The 18,251-nt window shown below is 65.1% G+C and carries 16 protein-coding genes and 3 tRNA genes; 12 read left to right on the top strand and 7 right to left on the bottom strand.

Annotated features, from left to right (window positions below; all coding sequences use genetic code 11):
- Positions 1 to 223 precede the first annotated feature (223 nt).
- The 4 genes from IE100_RS01890 (at position 224) to mnmC (ending at position 6,452) form a co-directional block, all read left to right on the top strand.
- Positions 224 to 532 (top strand): DUF485 domain-containing protein, encoded by a 309-nt coding sequence (locus IE100_RS01890; protein ID WP_047967425.1) that lies wholly within the window; start codon positions 224 to 226, stop codon positions 530 to 532.
- Positions 533 to 540: 8 nt separating this feature from the next.
- Entirely contained in the window at positions 541 to 2,208 is a 1,668-nt protein-coding gene (locus tag IE100_RS01885) for a cation acetate symporter (protein WP_229800181.1), read from the top strand.
- 79 nt (positions 2,209 to 2,287) lie between these two features.
- A complete protein-coding gene (acs, locus tag IE100_RS01880) occupies positions 2,288 to 4,258 on the top strand; it encodes an acetate--CoA ligase (RefSeq protein ID WP_189372457.1) in 1,971 nt (656 codons plus the stop codon).
- Positions 4,259 to 4,463: 205 nt separating this feature from the next.
- Positions 4,464 to 6,452, top strand: a complete 1,989-nt coding sequence (gene mnmC, locus IE100_RS01875) for a bifunctional tRNA (5-methylaminomethyl-2-thiouridine)(34)-methyltransferase MnmC2/FAD-dependent 5-carboxymethylaminomethyl-2-thiouridine(34) oxidoreductase MnmC1 (protein WP_189372456.1) — start codon at positions 4,464 to 4,466, stop codon at positions 6,450 to 6,452.
- Position 6,453: 1 nt separating this feature from the next.
- Here the strand turns inward: mnmC and IE100_RS01870 are convergent, their stop codons facing one another.
- The gene (locus IE100_RS01870; RefSeq protein ID WP_189372455.1) at positions 6,454 to 7,239 is read right to left on the bottom strand and encodes an alpha/beta fold hydrolase; all 786 of its coding nucleotides are present in this window, start codon (positions 7,237 to 7,239) and stop codon (positions 6,454 to 6,456) included.
- A gap of 129 nt (positions 7,240 to 7,368) precedes the next feature.
- Between IE100_RS01870 and dsbD the strand changes: the two genes are divergently transcribed.
- Positions 7,369 to 9,129: a protein-disulfide reductase DsbD gene (gene dsbD / locus IE100_RS01865; protein ID WP_189372454.1), complete on the top strand. Its 1,761-nt coding sequence runs from the start codon at positions 7,369 to 7,371 to the stop codon at positions 9,127 to 9,129.
- 125 nt (positions 9,130 to 9,254) lie between these two features.
- Here the strand turns inward: dsbD and rlmD are convergent, their stop codons facing one another.
- On the bottom strand, positions 9,255 to 10,793 hold the full coding sequence (gene rlmD / locus IE100_RS01860; RefSeq protein WP_189372453.1) for a 23S rRNA (uracil(1939)-C(5))-methyltransferase RlmD: 1,539 nt from the start codon (positions 10,791 to 10,793) through the stop codon (positions 9,255 to 9,257).
- A 150-nt stretch (positions 10,794 to 10,943) separates the two neighbouring features.
- Between rlmD and IE100_RS01855 the strand changes: the two genes are divergently transcribed.
- The 4 genes from IE100_RS01855 to IE100_RS01840 all read left to right on the top strand — a co-directional run bounded on the left by IE100_RS01855 (position 10,944) and on the right by IE100_RS01840 (position 12,133).
- Positions 10,944 to 11,825 (top strand): L,D-transpeptidase, encoded by an 882-nt coding sequence (locus IE100_RS01855; RefSeq protein ID WP_189372452.1) that lies wholly within the window; start codon positions 10,944 to 10,946, stop codon positions 11,823 to 11,825.
- 67 nt (positions 11,826 to 11,892) lie between these two features.
- Positions 11,893 to 11,968 (top strand) — tRNA-Ala (locus tag IE100_RS01850).
- A 6-nt stretch (positions 11,969 to 11,974) separates the two neighbouring features.
- A tRNA-Glu gene (locus IE100_RS01845) sits at positions 11,975 to 12,050 on the top strand.
- A 7-nt stretch (positions 12,051 to 12,057) separates the two neighbouring features.
- Positions 12,058 to 12,133 (top strand) — tRNA-Ala (locus IE100_RS01840).
- A 69-nt stretch (positions 12,134 to 12,202) separates the two neighbouring features.
- Here the strand turns inward: IE100_RS01840 and IE100_RS01835 are convergent.
- From IE100_RS01835 to IE100_RS01825, 3 genes are all read right to left on the bottom strand, one after another.
- Positions 12,203 to 12,715, bottom strand: coding sequence for a hypothetical protein (locus IE100_RS01835; protein WP_189372451.1), 513 nt, complete (start codon positions 12,713 to 12,715; stop codon positions 12,203 to 12,205).
- A 64-nt stretch (positions 12,716 to 12,779) separates the two neighbouring features.
- Positions 12,780 to 13,412: a GTP cyclohydrolase II gene (gene ribA, locus IE100_RS01830; protein ID WP_229800180.1), complete on the bottom strand. Its 633-nt coding sequence runs from the start codon at positions 13,410 to 13,412 to the stop codon at positions 12,780 to 12,782.
- Positions 13,413 to 13,443: 31 nt separating this feature from the next.
- A complete protein-coding gene (locus tag IE100_RS01825; protein ID WP_189372450.1) occupies positions 13,444 to 14,148 on the bottom strand; it encodes a GAF domain-containing protein in 705 nt (234 codons plus the stop codon).
- A 174-nt stretch (positions 14,149 to 14,322) separates the two neighbouring features.
- Here IE100_RS01825 and arfB point away from each other — a divergent pair, with 174 nt between their 5' ends.
- The 3 genes from arfB to IE100_RS01810 all read left to right on the top strand — a co-directional run bounded on the left by arfB (position 14,323) and on the right by IE100_RS01810 (position 16,559).
- A complete protein-coding gene (gene arfB, locus IE100_RS01820; protein ID WP_189372449.1) occupies positions 14,323 to 14,724 on the top strand; it encodes an alternative ribosome rescue aminoacyl-tRNA hydrolase ArfB in 402 nt (133 codons plus the stop codon).
- Positions 14,725 to 14,853: 129 nt separating this feature from the next.
- Positions 14,854 to 15,510: an HD domain-containing protein gene (locus tag IE100_RS01815; protein WP_189372448.1), complete on the top strand. Its 657-nt coding sequence runs from the start codon at positions 14,854 to 14,856 to the stop codon at positions 15,508 to 15,510.
- Positions 15,511 to 15,644: 134 nt separating this feature from the next.
- Entirely contained in the window at positions 15,645 to 16,559 is a 915-nt protein-coding gene (locus tag IE100_RS01810; RefSeq protein WP_189372447.1) for a glutaminase, read from the top strand.
- Positions 16,560 to 16,657: 98 nt separating this feature from the next.
- Here the strand turns inward: IE100_RS01810 and IE100_RS01805 are convergent, their stop codons facing one another.
- Positions 16,658 to 17,383, bottom strand: coding sequence for a YebC/PmpR family DNA-binding transcriptional regulator (locus tag IE100_RS01805; RefSeq protein ID WP_189372446.1), 726 nt, complete (start codon positions 17,381 to 17,383; stop codon positions 16,658 to 16,660).
- A 91-nt stretch (positions 17,384 to 17,474) separates the two neighbouring features.
- Entirely contained in the window at positions 17,475 to 18,251 is a 777-nt protein-coding gene (gene fliR, locus IE100_RS01800) for a flagellar biosynthetic protein FliR (RefSeq protein WP_189372445.1), read from the bottom strand.

Raw genomic sequence — 18,251 nt, 5'->3', positions numbered from 1 at the left:
AGACATGCACACAAAAAGCTGGATAACGATTGCTGATCCATGCCATCAATAAAGCAAATGCTCGACTGCAAGTCACTAATAAAAAAGAAGAAAAACAAAAACAAACGGTGAAGTTAATTCCTGATATCAGAAAAAACGATTAGCCACATCGACAAGTCGACTTTTAGATTGCAAGCACACGCCAACCGCACTTGCGGCCGGCGAGAAATGGGAGGAGACAACGATGAATGAAGATATCCTTACACGGGTACAAAGCAACCCCAAATTCAAAGAGCTTGTTCACAAGCGGACCCGCCTTGGCTGGCAGCTGAGTATCCTGATGCTGGCTATCTACTACGGCTTTATCCTGGTGCTGGCCTTCGCACCCAATGTGCTTGGTGCATCGCTGTCGGGCGGAACCACTACGGTCGGCATTCCGGTTGGCATTTTCATCATCATCTCGGCATTCGTCCTGACCGGCATCTACGTCCGCAAGGCCAATACCGAGTTTGACCAACTGAACCAACAAATCGTCGAGGATGCCAAACAATGAAAAGCTGGATGAAAACCCTCTGCGCCACCGCGCTGACCGGCCTGCCGGCCCTGGCGCTGGCCGCCGGCGCCTTTGAAGGCGACGTCACCAAGCAGGCGACCAACTGGCACGCCATCATCATGTTCTTCCTGTTTGTTGCGTTCACCATGGGTATTACCTACTGGGCATCGCGACGCACCCGCTCCGCCAGTGACTTCTACACTGCCGGCGGCGGCATTACCGGTTTCCAGAACGGCCTGGCGATTGCCGGCGACTACATGTCTGCCGCCTCCTTCCTCGGTATCTCGGCAATGGTGTTCGACAAGGGCTACGATGGCCTGATCTACTCCATCGGCTTCCTGGTCGGCTGGCCGGTGATCCTGTTCCTGGTGGCAGAACGCCTGCGCAACCTCGGCAAGTTCACCTTTGCCGACGTGGCCTCCTACCGCCTGCAACAGACGCCGGTGCGCACCTTTGCCGCAACCGGCACCCTGGTGGTGGTGGCGCTGTACCTGATCGCGCAGATGGTTGGTGCCGGCAAGCTGATCCAGCTGCTGTTCGGCATGAGCTACTCCTCCGCGGTGATCCTGGTCGGCGTGCTGATGGTGATGTACGTGACCTTCGGCGGCATGCTGGCCACCACCTGGGTACAGATCATCAAGGCCATCATCCTGCTTGGCGGCGCCAGCTTCATGGCCTTCATGGTACTGGCCACCGTTGGCTTCAGCCCGGAAATGATGTTCCAGAAAGCGGTCGCCATCCACGCCAAGGGCGCTGAAATCATGGCTCCGGGCAAGGCAGATCCGATCGACTCGATCTCGCTGGGCCTGGCACTGATGTTCGGTACCGCCGGTCTGCCACACATCCTGATGCGCTTCTTCACCGTGTCCGACGCCAAGGAAGCCCGCAAATCGGTGTTCTACGCGACCGGCTTCATCGGCTACTTCTACATCCTGACCTTCATCATCGGTTTCGGCGCGATCATGCTGCTGCTGGAACAGCCATCGATGATGGAAACCGTGGTCAAGAACGGCAAGGAAGTGACCCAGCTGATCGGTGGCAGCAACATGGCGGCGATCCATCTGGCCAACGCGGTTGGTGGTGACCTGTTCCTCGGCTTCATCTCGGCGGTGGCCTTCGCCACCATCCTGGCGGTGGTTGCCGGTCTGGCCCTGTCGGGTGCCTCGGCGGTATCGCACGACCTGTACGCCTCCGTGATCAAGAAGGGCAAGGCCAACGAAGCCGACGAAATCCGCGTTTCGAAAATCACCACTGTCGTGCTGGGTGTGGTTGCGATCCTGCTGGGCCTGCTGTTCGAAAAGCAGAACATCGCCTTCATGGTCGGCCTGGCCTTCTCGATCGCCGCTTCCGCCAACTTCCCGGTCCTGTTCCTGTCCATGTTCTGGAAAGGGCTGACCACCCGCGGCGCGGTAGTCGGCGGCTTCATCGGCCTGATCTCCGCGGTTGCCCTGATCGTGATGGGCCCGGCGGTATGGGTGGACGTGCTGAAAAACGAAACCGCACTGTTCCCGTACAAGAACCCGGCGATCTTCTCGATCACCCTGGCCTTCGTCTTCACCTGGCTGATCTCGGTTCTGGACAAGTCCAAGTCCGCGGTTGAAGAAAAAGCCAAGTTCGAAGCACAGTTCGTACGCTCGATGACCGGTATTGGTGCCGCAGGTGCCTCCAAACACTAAGCGAGTCGTGTAAAAATGGCCGCACCCGAACGGGTGCGGCCAGTTGCTGTCCGCGAATCATGTTTGCAAGGAACGCTTTATGTCTACTCTTGACTCCATCCTGCGCGAAACCCGCAGCTTTGACCCGGCAGAAGACTTCCGCCGCAAGGCCACGGTTTCCGGGCCGGACGCCTACTACGCGCTGTGCGAACAGGCCGACGATCACTACCTGTCCTTCTGGGGGGATCTGGCGCGAGAGCTGATCAGCTGGAAAAAGCCGTTCTCGCGCGTGCTGGACGACAGCAAAGCGCCGTTCTTCAAATGGTTCGACGATGGCGTGCTCAACGTTTCCTACAACTGCCTGGACCGTCATCTGGCCGTCAACGCCAACAAGATTGCCCTCATTTTCGAAGCGGATGACGGCGACGTCACCCGCGTCACCTATTCCGAACTGCACCGCCGCGTCTGCCAGTTCGCCAACGGCCTGAAGTCGCTGGGCGTCGGCAAAGGCGACCGCGTGGTGATCTACATGCCGATGGTGATCGAGGCCATCGTCGCGATGCAGGCCTGCGCCCGTATCGGCGCCATCCACTCGGTGGTCTTCGGCGGCTTCTCCGCCGGCGCGGTACACGACCGCATCCAGGATGCCGGCGCCAAAGTCGTCATCACCGCCAACGAAGGCCTGCGCGGCGGCAAGATCGTGCCGCTGAAGGCGATGGTCGACGAGGCACTGGCGATGCCCGGCTGCGAGACGGTAACCGCCACCGTGGTCTACCAGCGTACCAATAGCGGCGCCAGCACCTGGCACGACGGCCGCGACATCTGGTGGCACAAGCTGATCGACGGCCAGCCGGAATCCTGCGAACCGGAATGGATGCAGGCCGACGACCCGCTGTTCATCCTGTACACCTCCGGTTCCACCGGGCGCCCGAAAGGCATCCAGCACAGCAGCGCCGGCTACCTGCTCGGCGCCCTCAACAGTTTCCGCTGGGTATTCGACTACAAGCCCAGCGACGTGTTCTGGTGCACCGCCGACGTCGGCTGGATCACCGGTCACTCCTACGTCTGCTACGGCCCGCTGGGCATGGGCGCCACCCAGGTCATTTTCGAAGGCGTGCCGACCTACCCGGACGCCGGCCGCTTCTGGCGCATGATCGAACAGCACAAGGTCACCACCTTCTACACCGCGCCGACCGCGATCCGCACCCTGATTAAGCTCGGCGCCGAACTGCCCAAGCAGTACGACCTGTCCAGCCTGCGCCTGCTCGGCACCGTCGGCGAGCCGATCAACCCCGAGGCGTGGATGTGGTACTACGAGATGGTCGGCGACGAGCGCTGCCCGATCGTCGACACCTGGTGGCAGACCGAAACCGGCTCCGCGATGATCGCGCCGCTGCCCGGCGCCATCGCCACCAAGCCCGGCTCCTGCACCCTGCCGCTGCCCGGCATCATGGCCGACATCGTCGACGAGTCCGGCGCCCCGGTCGAGCCGGGCAAGGGCGGTTTCCTGGTCATCAAGCGGCCGTTCCCGTCGCTGGTGCGCACCATCTGGAACGACCCGGAACGCTTCAAGAGCACCTACTTCCCGGAAGAATTCAACGGCCAGTACTACCTCGCCGGCGACTCCGCCAACCGCGACGAAAGCGGCTACTTCTGGATCATGGGCCGCATCGACGACGTGCTGAACGTGTCCGGCCATCGCCTCGGCACCATGGAGATCGAGTCGGCACTGGTAGCCAACCCGCTGGTGGCAGAAGCCGCGGTGGTCGGCAAGCCGCACGAGGTCAAGGGTGAGGCCGTGGTCGCCTTCGTAGTGCTGAAAGGCCCGCGCCCGACCGGCGAGGAGGCCAAGCGCCTGACCGCGGAGCTGAAGAACTGGGTGGCGCACGAGATCGGCAAGCTGGCACAACCGGACGACATCCGCTTCGGCGACAACCTGCCGAAGACCCGCTCCGGCAAGATCATGCGCCGCCTGTTGCGCTCCATCGCCCGCGGCGAGGAAATCGCCCAGGACGTGTCGACGCTGGAAAATCCGCAGATCCTCAGCCAATTGCAGGAGAGCGCCAGCTGAGCGCCCCTCCCCCGAGCTGTCCTTGTAAACCGCACGCGTGCTGCCATCACCGTGCGGTTCTTTTTGTTTGCGGCAACACAAGGTTGGCCGCAATCCGCCTGCGGCCAACCTTGCGGCGTCCGCCCGGCTGCCGGACAATAGCGCCCAGCCATTTACAGACCCAGCCCGGTTGCACACCGGCCACTCGCGAAGTCAGCACCCCATCATGAGCCAAGCTTTTCCGCCCGCCCGTCTCGACTGGAGCTCCGGTCAACCCGTTTCCGCCGATTACGGCGACGTCTACTTTTCCCGGGAAAGCGGCCTTGATGAAACGCGTCACGTGTTTATCGAGCACAACCAGCTGCCGCAGCGCTTCGCGGCGCTGGCACCGGAGCAGCTGTTCAGCATCGGCGAGACCGGCTTCGGCACCGGCCTGAACTTCCTGGTCGCCTGGCAGTGCTTCCTGCAGCACGCGCCCGCCAGCGCGCGCCTGTCTTTTGTCAGCACCGAGAAACACCCGCTCACCGCCGCCGACCTCGTACAGGCGCAGGCGATGTGGCCGGAGCTGGCCGCCCAGGCCGCAGCGCTGCAACAGCAATACGACGCGATGGCGCCGGGCTGGCACCGCTTCGTGCTGGAAAACGGCCGCGTGATCCTGACGCTGCTGATCGGCGACGTGCTGGAAACCCTGCCGCAGCTGGAGGCGCGCATCGACGCCTGGTTCCTCGACGGCTTCGCCCCGGCTAAGAATCCGGAGATGTGGCAGCCGGCGCTGTTCCAGCAGCTGGCGCGGCTGTCGCACCGCGGCACCACGCTGGCCACCTTCACCAGCGCCGGCATCGTGCGTCGCGGGCTGGAGGAGGCCGGCTTCGGCATCGAGAAGGTCGCCGGCCACGGCAAGAAGCGGGACATGACGCGCGGCCAGCTGCAACAGCCGCCGCACACCGCGTGGCGCGCGCCTTGGTACGCACTCCCGCAACAAACCGTCGGCGAACGCAGCGCGGTGGTGATCGGCGCCGGTATCGCCGGGGCCAGCGTCGCGCGCAGCCTGGCCAGCCGCGGCTGGCAGGTCACCGTACTCGACCGCCACCCGCTGGCGGCGCAGGAAGCGTCCGGCAACCCGCAGGGCGTGCTGTACACCAAGCTGTCGCCGCACTTCACCCCGCTGACCCAGCTGGTGCTGTCCGGCTACGGCTACACCCTGCGCACCTTAAGCCAGCTGCTGCCGGAAGACGGCGTGCAATGGCGGCGCTGTGGCGTGCTGCAACTGGCCGGCGACGCCGCCGAAGAGAAACGCCAGCAAGGCCTGGCCACCGCCGGGCTGTCGCCGCACATCCTGCGCCGCGTCGATGCCGCCGAAGCCTCCGCCCTCGCCGGCGTCGAGCTCGCGCAAGGCGGCCTCTATTTCGAGCAGGGAGGCTGGCTGAACCCGCCCAGCCTGGTCAACACGCTGCTGGATCACCCCAACATCACGCTGCGCCTGGGCGACGCAGTCACCGAGCTCGCGCAAAACCCGGCAGACGGCGGCTGGGTGGCGATGGGCAGCGGCGGCCCGCTGGCGATCGGCAGCATTGCCGTGGTCGCCACTGCCAACGACACCATGCAGTTCGACCCGACCTACTACCTGCCGGTGAAGCGCATCCGCGGCCAGGTCACCGAGCTGGCCGCCACCGCCGACAGCAAGGCACTGCAGACCGTGCTGTGCGGCGAGGGTTATATCGCCCCGGCGCGCCAGGGCCGGCACTGCCTCGGCGCCACCTTCAAGTTCGAATACGAGGATCTGGCGGCCAACGACGCCGAGCACGCCGAAAACCTGGCAATGCTGGCCGACATGGCGCCACGGCTGTACCAGGCGCTGGGGGGCGACGACATCGGCCCGGCACAGTGCCAGGGCCGCGCCGCACTGCGCTGTACCAGCCCGGACTACCTGCCCATGGTCGGCGCCGTCGTCGACCGCGACGCCTTCCTCGACTGCTACCAGCCGCTGGCGCGCGACGCCTCGCTAAAGCTGAGCGCCGAGGCACCGCTGATCAAGGGACTGTACGTCAGCACCGCCCACGGCTCGCGCGGCATGGTCACCGCGCCGCTGGCCGGCGAGATCATTGCCAGCCTGCTGAACGGCGAGCCGGCACCGCTGCCGAGCAGCATCATGGATGCCGTCAACCCCAGCCGCTTCCTGGTGCGCGACCTGATCCGCCAGAAACACCGCGATTGAGTCAGCCGGCCAGTTGCGCCATGATCAGTTCGGCCGTGGCCTGCGGCTGCTCCAGCGGAAACAGGTGCGAACCTTTTTGCACCACGATGTTCACAGCGAAGTGCTTGCGCATATAGGCCAGGTCCGCCGGCGTCAGCACGTCGCTGCTCTCGCCGGCGACAAACACCGTCGGCACCCGCAGCTTTCCCCTGTAGCGCGGCACCGAATGCGGCAGCGTGTTGTAGATCGCGTTTTCGATCGCCGGCCGGAATTTCAGCCGGCGGCCACCGTCCGCCGTCGCCACCGTGCCGAGCTCGGCGTAGTCGTGCAGGCAGTCGGGATCGAAGCGGGCAAACATCGGCTTGCGCGCGAAATAGTCGTACACCGATTCGACGCTGGCCCAGTTGTCGCGCCGCTTCAGGGTATTGCCGCCTGGCGTCACACGGTCGATGAAGCCCAGCTTTTTCGCCAGCCAGATGCCGCGCGAGCGCAGCGGCCCCATCAGCGGCGAATCGAGGATGATCAGCTTGCTGAACAGCTCCGGGTGGCGGATCGCGGCAAAGAACAGGATGAAACCGCCCAGCGAATGCCCGACGCCGACCACCGGCCGGTCATAGTGCTGGCGCAGGTAGGCAACGGTTTCCTCGACCAGATGCGGCCAACAGTCGGTCACCGGATAGCGCGGATCGTGGCCGATGCAGTCAAGGTAGCCGACCTGGCAACCCTGCTCGCGCAGCGACTGGTGCAACTTGCGGTACACCGACGCCGGAAAGCTATTGGCGTGGGAAAAATGAATGATGGGGGTCATGGCGGGCGCTCCTCGTGACCCCACATTATATCAAGCGTTTGCTTGACAGAATAAGGACAGTGCGTTTGGCTTCCGACGCACGACCGCAACAACTTATCAAGGCACCGCCGTTTTGGCGGTCACGAGCTCATGAACAAGCGCATTTTTTCTCTCTTCACCCCTTGCCTGCTGTGGCTGAGCCTGCTGCTGGCCCCCTTTGCCCACGCGCTGGACCAGGACGACCTGCTGCCGCCGGAACAGGCCTTTGCCGTCACCGCCGAGCGCCAGGGGCAACAGTTGCGGCTGACGGTGACCGTCGCCGACGGCTACTACCTGTACCGCGACCGCAGCCGCTTCGAGACGATACCGGCGGCGCTGATCGAGCAGCAGGACCTGCCCGCCGGCAAGCCCAAGGACGACCCCTACTTCGGCAAGCAGGCCACCTATCCGCCGGGGCCGACCGTGATGCAGCTGACGCTGCGCCCGGACGCGCCGCAGCAGTTCACGCTCAAGGCCACGGTGCAGGGCTGTGCCGATGCCGGCCTGTGCTACCCGCCCTACACCCACACCCTCGCCGTCGGCGGCGACAGCAAGGCGCTGTCGCCGTGGCTGCAACCGGCCGGCGCAGAGGGCGGCAGCAGCCCGTCCCAGCCGCGCGAAGGCCTGGCCGCCACGCTGGCGGCCTTCTTCGTGGCCGGTCTGGGCATGGCGTTCACCGCCTGCATGTACCCGCTGCTGCCCATCGTGTCCTCGCTGATTGCCGGCCAGGGCCAGCACCTCACCCGCGGTCGCGGCTGCCTGCTGGCGCTGACTTACGTGCAGGGTCTGGCGGTCAGCTACACCGCCATCGGCATCGTCGCCGGCCTGACCGGCAGCCTGCTCAGCGTTTGGCTGCAGCAGCCGGCGGTGATCCTCGGTGCCAGCCTGCTGATGGTGGTGTTTGCACTGGGCATGTTCGATATCGTGTCCATCCAGCTGCCGTCCAGCTGGCAGACCCGCCTCGCCGCCTCCAGCAACCGCCTGTCCGGCGGCCACATCGTGACCGTGTTCGGCATGGGCGTGCTGTCGGCGCTGCTGATCGGTCCCTGCGTCGGCCCGCCGCTGGCGCTGGCGCTGGGCTACATCGGCCAGACCGGCGACGCCTGGCTGGGCGGTGTCGCCCTCTACGCGATGGCGATGGGGCTGGGCCTGCCACTGGTCATTATCGGCACCTTTGGCGGCCACGTCCTGCCCAAGGCCGGCATGTGGATGAAGACGGTCAAGGCGGTGTTCGGCGTGGTGATGCTGGCGGTAGCCATCTGGCTGGCAACGCCGTTCCTGCCCGCCATCGTGGTGATGCTGCTGTGGGCGGCGCTGGCGCTGGCCAGCGCGGTATTCCTGAAAGCGTTCGATCCGCTGCCGCCGAACGCGTCGTCCGTGCTCAAGCTGGGCAAGGCGCTGGGCCTGCTGCTGGCGCTGGTCGCCACCCTGCAACTGATAGGCGTGTTCAGCGGTGCCAAATCGGCCCGCTATCCGCTGGCGGCGCTCGGCGCCACCGCCGGTGACAGCACCAAGCCGCCGTTCCGCACGATCGGCAGCGTGGCCGAGCTGGACGCCGCCCTCGCTGCCGCCCGCGGCCAGCCAGTGTTGCTGGACTTCTATGCCGACTGGTGCGTGTCCTGCATCGAGATGGAAGAGACCACCTTCCGCGACCCGGCGGTGCGCCAAGCCATGAGCAAGGCGGTGCTGCTGAAGGCCGACGTCACCGCCAACCAGCCGGCGCACCAGGCGCTGCTGCAACGCTTCGGCCTGTACGGCCCGCCGGGCATGATCTTCTTCGACCGCCAAGGCAAGGAGCAGCAACGCCTCATCGGCTACAGCCCGGCCGACGAATTCCTGCCGCTGTTGCAACGCCAGCAAAACGGCGGCTGAGTCCTTGCGGCCAACGTTGGCCGCAATGCGAGCACGCCACGCCGACACCTCATCGCACGCAAAAAAACAGGCCGCCGGTTCGCCCCGGCGGCCTGTGTTGTCACTGCGGTACGCAGTGTCGTGTTTTACTGCCCCTGTTTGCCGGCGACGCTGGCCAGATAGGCGGCGCGACGCGCTTCTTTCGCTGCCACCTTCTCTGCCACTTCCAGCGCCTTCTCGGCGGCGGCCAGCGCCTCGCGCTCCTGGCGTGCCGCCATCGACGCGGCACGGGCCGCATCGCGCACCGCTTCTTCTTCCGCCTCCATCGCCTCGACTTCGGCGCGGGTCTTGCACGGGCCGGTCTTCTCGAACCAGGCCACCGACTCGACGTGGCCGGTGTGCGGGAACATGTTGATGATGCCCGCCGTTTTCAGCGTGTAGCCCTTGGTATTCACCAGCAGACCGGCATCGCGCGCCAGCGTCGCCGGATTGCACGACACGTAGACGATGCGCTGCGGCGCGGTGTCCTCGGTGATCGCCTTCAGCAGCTGCATCGCGCCGTCGCGCGGCGGGTCGACCAGCATCTTGTCGAACTTGCCCAGCGCCGCGAACGATTCCTCGGTCACCTCGAACAGGTTGGCCATCTCGTAGCTGACCTTGTGCTGCAAGCCGTTGTGGGTGGCGTTTTCCACCGCCCGCTTCACCAGCGCCTCGCTGCCTTCCATGCCGTGCACGGTGGCGCCGCTGCGCGCGATCGGCAGCGTGAAGTTGCCGATGCCGCAGAACATGTCGGCAATGCGCTCGCCGGCCTGCGGGTCCAGCAGGCGCAGGGCGCGGCTGACCATCACGTTGTTGATTTCCGGATTGACCTGGGTGAATTCGGTCGGATAGTACGGCATCTCGACGTCGAAATCGCGCAGGCGGTAGGTCAGCTTCGGCGCATCCAGCGGGTAGATCGGATAACAGGTGTCCGGCCCCTTCGGCTGCAGCCAGATCTGCACCGTGCGCTGTGGCGTGGAGTGGGTGTCGGAGAACGCGCGCAGCAGGGCGAAATCGGCCTCGGTGATGTCGTCCATATTGCGGAACACCAGCACGTCCAGCTCGGCACCGACCGCGATTTCCACCTGCGGCATGCGGTTGTAGATCGACAGCTTGGCGATCAGCTCGCGCAGCGGCACGATCAGCGCCGAGATGTGCGGCGGCAGGATGCGGCACTCGCTCATGTCGGCGATGAAGCTGGAGCGCTTCTCGTGGAAGCCGACCAGCACGCCGTCCTTCTTCGCGACATAGCGCGCCGACAGGCGGGCTCGGTGGCGGTAGCCCCAGGCCGCACCGGCGATCGGCGGCATCACCACCTCGGCCTTGACCCTGCCGATATGGCGCAGGTCGTCTTCCAGCACGCGCTGCTTGATGGCAACCTGCGCCGAGAACTCGACGTGCTGCATCGAGCAGCCGCCACACACGCCAAAGTGCGGACAGGACGGCTCGGTGCGCAGGAAGCTCTCCTGCAGCACATCCACCACGTCCGCATTCTCGTAACTCTTCTTGACGCGATAACTTTGATAAGTCACTGTTTCGTAGGGCAAGGCGCCATCGATGAAGATGGCCTTGCCATCGACACGGGCAATGCCGCGACCTTCGTGGTCCAGCGACTCGATATGGGCAACTACAGACGCTTGAGTCATTGTTTCAGCACGTAAAAAGGCAAAAGACAAAGTCTGGAATTGTCGCAGAAAGCGCCATAAAAAGCACGGTGCACCGCCACATTTGGCGGATGTTGCCATCCGGCGTATCTGCTAACATCGGAGTATCCGCTTATCCTGAATCACCAGAGAATGAAATTTTCGTCCCTGCTTGTTGCGGCCGGCACCCTGGCCGCCGCCGTCTCCAGCCACGCCATGACGCCGGAGCCGGATGTGCTGGTCAGCAGCACCGGCCAGCACCTGGTCGTCAACCTGCCGCAAACCCGTGTCTTCCTGTACCAGGACGGTACGCTGGTGAACAGTTACCCGGTGGCGGTCGGCAAGATGGTCACCAACACCCCGACCGGCAACTACGCCATCACCGGCATCTACCGCAATCCGGTCTGGCACGTCCCGAAATCGATCCAGGAAGAAATGGCGCGCGCCGGCAAACCGGTACAGACCACCGTCGCCGCCGGGCCGGACAATCCGCTTGGACCGGTATTCATCCGCTTTGGCGAGAGCAAGCTCGGCCTCGGCTTTCACGGCACCAACCAGCCCGCCAGCGTGCCGGGCTTCCGCAGCCACGGCTGCGTGCGCCTGCGCAGTGAGAATGCGCTGGCACTGGCCGACTGGGTGGACATCGGTGCCGCGGTCACCATCAGCTACCAGACCACGCTGCTGAGCGAGGACAGCGCCGGCGAACTGTGGCTGCACGCCTACCGCGACAGCTACAAGAAGGACGACCTCGTGCCGCAGCTGCTGGCGGAAACCCTGCTCAACTGGCAGCAGGAGAACCAGCGCCCGATCCACGGCAAGCGCGTCGACCAGGCCTTCCGCGAGCGCAACGGCAAGCCGGTGTGCCTCAGCTGCAGCAGCACGCAAAACAACCGCATCACCGGCACGCTCAACGTCGTGCGCTGGTTGAGTCCACCACAGGAAATCATCGAAGAGCAGCTCGATGAACTGCCGCAGCTGGACAGCAACAGCGCCCGTGCGCCACGCAGCGCGCAATTCAAGCAGAAAAGCGCTTGACGCCACAAAAGCCTCGGGCTATAGTGCGCACCTCGCTGACGAATCGACCGATTCTTCAGCGTCCCGTGGGGGTATAGCTCAGCTGGGAGAGCGCTTGCATGGCATGCAAGAGGTCAGCGGTTCGATCCCGCTTATCTCCACCACAATTTGTCCCTATCGTCTAGAGGCCTAGGACGTCGCCCTTTCACGGCGATAACCGGGGTTCGAATCCCCGTGGGGACGCCAGCATTTTGGGGGTATAGCTCAGCTGGGAGAGCGCTTGCATGGCATGCAAGAGGTCAGCGGTTCGATCCCGCTTATCTCCACCAAACAAACAGAAAACCGGCCCACGAGCCGGTTTTCTGCTTTTCCGGCACCCGCTCCCCGATTGACCAGCGCTAGCGCAATGCCTGCTCGCTCTGCTGCAGAGACTGCTGCAAGTCCTGCACCTCGCTGCGCTCGCCGGCCCGCACGACCACCCGCGACACGAAGTGACAGATATTGAATATTCCCGCCAGTCGCGGCGCCACCGCTTCGCGCCACGCTGGTCGCGTGCAGCGCGGCCATAGCGGCACCAGCCGCTGCAACACCTGGCTCACCTGCTGCAACTCCTGCAGCAGGCCGTAGGAAGGATGGCCGCCGCCGAGCAAGGCGCGCTCGCGCATGCTGTACAGCCGCTCTTCCAGCAGCTGCAGCAGGTGCGCCAGCTCCGCCTCCAGCTGCGGCAGATCCAGCGCCGCCGCCGGATGTTCGTCCGGATCCAGCTGCTGCGCATGCTGCGCCAGCAGGCTGAGCTGGAAGGCATCCTGCGGCACCGCCGGCCCGGCGCCCGCCACATGGCGCAGCTCCGGCGTGCGCGGCAACTGCTCACTGACCGGCAACGCCGGATTCACTGCCGTTACCTTGACCATGGCACACGCCCTTTCCTGTCATGCCCGACACTGACCTTATCGGCCAGCTTGCCGGATCATGAAGTCAAAGACCGAACAAATGACCCAGCTTGGCCTTCTTGGTGTCGAGATAGTGGTCGTTGTAGGCGTTGCGGCCAACCTGCAGCGCCACGCGCTCGGCCACGTCGATGCCGGCCTGTTGCAGGGTGGCGATCTTGCGCGGATTGTTGGTCATGATGCGCACTGCCGTCACGCCCAGATGCGCCAGCATCTCACGCGCGACGCGGAAGTCGCGCATGTCGGCGGGGAAGCCCAGCTTCTCGTTGGCCTCGACAGTGTCCGCGCCCTCGTCCTGCAGCTTGTAGGCGCGGATCTTGTTGATCAGGCCGATGCCGCGCCCCTCCTGCCGCAGATACACCAGCACGCCGCGACCTTCGGCGGCGATCGCCTCCAGCGCGGCTTCCAGCTGGAAGCCGCAGTCGCAACGCAGCGAGAACAGCGCGTCGCCGGTCAGGCATTCGGAGTGGATCCGCGTCAGCGGCGCCCCGTCGCTCACCTCGCCCAGGGTCAGCACCACGTGCTCGCGCCCTCCGACCTCTTCAAAGCCGTGCATGTCGAAAACACCCCACTGCGTGGGTAACTGGCAGGTTGCGACATAATCGACGCGCACCGGAGAATCAGGCTGAGTCACGTTGGCTTCCACTTGTTGTGCATTCATCCGGAAGATAATGGGGGCAAAAGCCTGCGGTTTAAAGAGCCGGCGCCGCCGATTTAGCCAGCGCCCGCAGGCCGACGAAGTGTGCCGACAGCGCGCAAGCCAGCGCCGCCAGCATGGCCTGGTGTCCGGCATGGAAAAACCCCGGCTGCGCCGACTCGGCATCGAGAATGCCGATCACCTCGCCGGCCGCGTCGAACACCGGCAGGCACACCTCGCTGCGCACCCTGGGGTCGCACTCGTAATAGGCGCCGCCCTCGCTCTGCCATTGCCGCACATCGTCGATCACCACGCCGCGACCGCTGCGGCCAACCTTGCTGTTGTTGCTGGCGGCGGCAAACGCCTCGCTCAGCGGGAATTCGGCGCGGCTGGGCAGGCCGCGGTAGGCGAGCTTCAGCAGCACGTCGGCCCCCGGCCGCGGTAGCCGGCAGTACACGCCCAGCCAGTCGGCCGGCACCTGTGCCAGCACCGCATCCAGCAAGGCCTGCAGCGCCAGCAGCTGTTGTGCCAGCGCTGGCGACTCACCACCGAATTGCGGCGCGATGTCCCACGGCTCGGCCTCCAGCTCGTCGATCAGCGAGCAACTGCCGCCCTCGCCCAGCTTCGGCACCGGGTAACGGTACAAGTCCGGATAGCCCGTACCCGGCGTTGCCGCCAGCGCCACCGCCAGTGCCTGCTGTGCGGCGGCCAGTTGTGCCGCCGACAAGGCCAGCCCGGCCTGCTGCAGATAGTCAGCCATCAATCCTCCCCTTCGTACACGATCATCGCAAAGGCGCTAGAATTCGCTTATCCCGCACCCTGCGGCATCGCCGCATTATGCCCAATCCCCGCGCAAAGCCGAAATCATGACTGCTGCTATCGATATCACCCCCGCGCCCGCCGCAGGTCCGGCGCGCGACAACAGGTTGGCCGCATGAGCAAGTATCCGGTCTCGCCGCAGGAGGTCGACATCAGCGCCGTGCGTGCGCAGGGCGCAGGCGGCCAGAACGTCAACAAGGTGTCCTCCGCCATCCACCTGCGCTTCGTGATCCGCGATTCGAGCCTGCCGGAGCACATCAAGGAACGCCTGCTGGCGCTGCAGGACCAGCGCCTGAGCAAGGACGGCGTGCTGATCATCAAGGCGCAGCAATACCGCACCCAGGAGCAGAACCGGCAGGATGCACTGCAACGGCTGCAGCAGCTGGTCGACAGCGTCAGCCACGAGCAGAAAGCCCGCCGCGCCAGCAAGCCGAGCTACGGCGCGCGGCAGCGGCGCATGGACAGCAAGAGCCTGCGCGGCAAGATCAAGTCGCTGCGCGGCCCGGTGCGCGACTGAAGTGCGATACGCCGCCGCCGGCACCGTTGCGGCCAACCTTGACGCACCCCCACCGCACATGCTGCAACGCGCATTGACAAGCCCGCCCGCCGCGCCCTCTAATACCGCCCCCGCTGCAAGGAATCGACGATGCAAGACCTGCACCACTGGCAAGCCTTCTGCCTCGCGCTGGCACGCGAACAGGCCGGCGACGACGGCGCCCACGACCTAAACCACCTCGGCCGCGTCTGGCATGCGGCGCGGCAGCTGCTGACCAGCTACCCGCAGGCCGACGCGCTGGTGGTGATGGTGGCCTGCTACCTGCACGACCTGGTCAACCTGCCGAAGAACCACCCCGACCGCCACCTCGCCTCGCGCCAGGCCGCGGCACTGGCCAGCGCCCGACTGGCCGCCGCCGGCTTCGACGCGGCACGGCTGCCAGCGGTGGCGCACGCCATCGAGGCGCACAGCTTTTCCGCCAATATCGCGCCGCAGACGCTGGAAGCGCAGATCGTGCAGGACGCCGACCGCCTGGACGCGCTCGGCGCCGTCGGCCTGGCGCGGCTGTTCTACACCGCCGGTCGCATGAACAGCGCACTGGCCGCCAGCGACGACGTGCTGGCCGTGCAGCGCCCACTGGACGACCACGCCTACGCGCTGGACCACATCGCGGTGAAGCTGGCGACACTGCCCGCCACCATGCAGACCGCCGCCGGCCGCGAACTGGCCGAGGCGCGGCTGCAATGGCTGTACCAGTTCCGTGACGTGTTTGTCGCGGAATGGGCGCCCGAGGCGCTACCGTCCTGAACGGCAACCACTCCACAACGGATCCGGCCGGTAGCCAGCGGCTGCCGGCGGAAATGACTGGCCAGTACGAGGCGGCACAGACCACCCGGCTGGCCAGGGTAGTACCAACAACAACACCTGACCGATAGCAAACCATGAACATCCAACAACTGATCGACGACATCGCCGCCGATGTCCGCCCCTACCTCGCACAGGCCGCGCCCGCCGACTACATCCCGGCCTTGGCCGGCGAGGACCCGCAACAATTCGCGATGGCGGTGGCGACGCTGGACGGCCAGCTGTACGCCACCGGCCACAGCGACAAGCGCTTTTCCATCCAGAGCATCTCCAAGGCCTTCATGCTGGCGCGGGTGCTGGCCGTGTACGGTGACGCGCTATGGCAGCGCGTCGGCAAGGAGCCGTCCGGCAACCCGTTCAACTCGCTGGTGCAGCTGGAGTACGAACAGGGCGTGCCGCGCAACCCGTTCATCAACGCCGGCGCGCTGGTGGTCACCGACATCGCGCTGAGCCAGATCGGCGACTCCAGCAGCGCGCTGCGCGACTTCCTGCGCGAGGAAAGCGCGCAGCCGGCGCTGGACTTCGACTACGTGATCGCGGCGTCGGAGTCGGAGCACGGCCACCGCAACGCGGCACTGGCGCACTTCATGAAGAGCTGCGGCAACCTGCACAACAATGTCGACCAGGTGCTGGCGCACTACTTCCGCGCCTGCAGCCTGCGCATGAGCGTGTCCGAGCTGGCGCGCGCCGGCCTGTTCCTCGCCAACCACGGCACCTCGCCGGTCAGCGGCGTGCAGCGCCTGACGCGCAGCCAGGCCAAGCAGATCAACGCCATCATGCTGACCTGCGGCACCTACGACGCCGCCGGCGAGTTCGCCTACCGCGTCGGCCTGCCGTGCAAGAGCGGCGTCGGCGGCGGCATCCTGGCGGTGCTGCCGGGCAAGATGAGCATCGCGGTGTGGAGCCCGGGACTGGATGCGCGCGGCAACTCGCTGGCCTCCCTGGAGGCGCTGGACCGCTTCACCACCCGCAGCGGCGAGTCGGTGTTCTGAGCCGTAAGGTTGGCCGCAAGCCTTGCGGCCAACCTTGCCGGGCGGCGCGCATAAAAAAGACCTGCCACGCGGCAGGTCTTTTTCAATGAAACACGGGATTACTCATCCATCACCGCGGAGGTGTAGACGTCCTGCACGTCGTCGAGGTCTTCCAGCGCGTCGAGCAGCTTCTGCATGCGCACCGCATCGTCGCCACTCAGCTCGGTCTCGTTCTGTGGACGCATAGTCACTTCACCCATTTCCGACTTGTAGCCCGCCTTCTCCAGAGCCGCCTTGATGGCGCTGAATTCGTAAGGGCCGGTGATCACTTCCAGCGAACCGTCGTCGTTGGTGATCACGTCGTTGGCGCCGGCTTCCAGCGCCGCTTCCATCAGGCCGTCTTCGTCCACGCCCGGCGCAAACACCAGGTAGCCGCAATGGGTGAACTGGAAGGCCACGCAGCCGTCGGTACCCATATTGCCACCGTACTTGGAGAAGGCATGGCGCACGTCGGCCACGGTGCGGGTCTTGTTGTCGGTCAGGCAGTCCACCATCACCGCCGCGCCACCGATGCCGTAGCCCTCGTAGCGGCACTCGATGTAGTCGACGCCTTCCAGGGTGCCGGCGCCACGGTCAATCGCGCGCTGCACGTTGTCCTTCGGCATGTTGGCATCCCAGGCCTTGTCCACCGCCAGGCGCAGGCGCGGGTTGGAGTCGAGGTCAGGGCCGCCCATTCTGGCCGCTACCGTGATCTCCTTGATCAGGCGGGTAAAAATTTTGCCGCGCTTGGCGTCAGCGCGTTCTTTCTTGTGCTTGATGTTCGCCCATTTGCTGTGACCAGCCATAGCAGCCTCAATCGAGTAAAAAGTCGGCGACGTACCGCGTGCACGCCGCAAAATGAATCGGATAACGCAGGATGCCGATTTTAGCAAAAAGCTAGGGCGCGATCAGCAGCTTGCTGATAAAGCCGAAACCGTCACGGTAAATCTGCGCGATCGCCGGCTCCAGCAAGGGCAGCACCAGATACAGCGCGATGAAGCCGATGGCCAGCGTCAGCGGAAAGCCGAAGGAAAACACGTTGAACTGCGGCGCCGCGCGCGTCATCACGCCGATGGCGAGGTTGGTCACCAGCAGGCTGCCGACCACCGGCAAGGACAGCCACAGCCCCCACAGGAACAGGTGGCCGCCCCACTCCGCCAGCTGCCGCAGCGACAGCGCCGGCACGCTGACGCCGATCGGCATCTTGTCGAAACTGTCCATCAGCGCGGTGAGCAGGATGTGGTGGCCATCGAAGGCCAGAAACAGCAGCGTGGTGAGGATAGTCAGCACCCGCGATACCGCCGGCACCTGCGCCGCGTGTTGCGGATCGAAGAACATCGCGAAACCCAAGCCCATCTGCGTCGCCATGATGAAGCCGGCCAGCTCCACCGCGGTGATCACGATGCGCATCACGAAGCCGATGATGATGCCGATCAGCAGCTGCTGCAGCACGATCACCAGACCGGCCGCCGACACCAGCGGCACGGTCGGCAGCGGCGGCAGCAGCGGCGCCACCAGCAGCGTCAGCAGCAGCGCGAAACCGGCCTTGAAGCGACGCGGGATGCTGCGCGAGGCGAACAGCGGATCGGCCAGCAGCACGCCGAGAATACGCGAGAACGGCCACACGAAGTAGGCAACCAGCAGGTTGATCTGGGCGTCGCTGATGGCAAACAT

This window comes from Vogesella alkaliphila (genome assembly GCF_014652475.1).
Taxonomy (GTDB): Bacteria; Pseudomonadota; Gammaproteobacteria; order Burkholderiales; family Chromobacteriaceae; genus Vogesella; species Vogesella alkaliphila.
The sequence above is the reverse complement of the archived record's forward strand: the minus strand, read 5'-3'. Positions and strand labels throughout refer to the sequence as shown.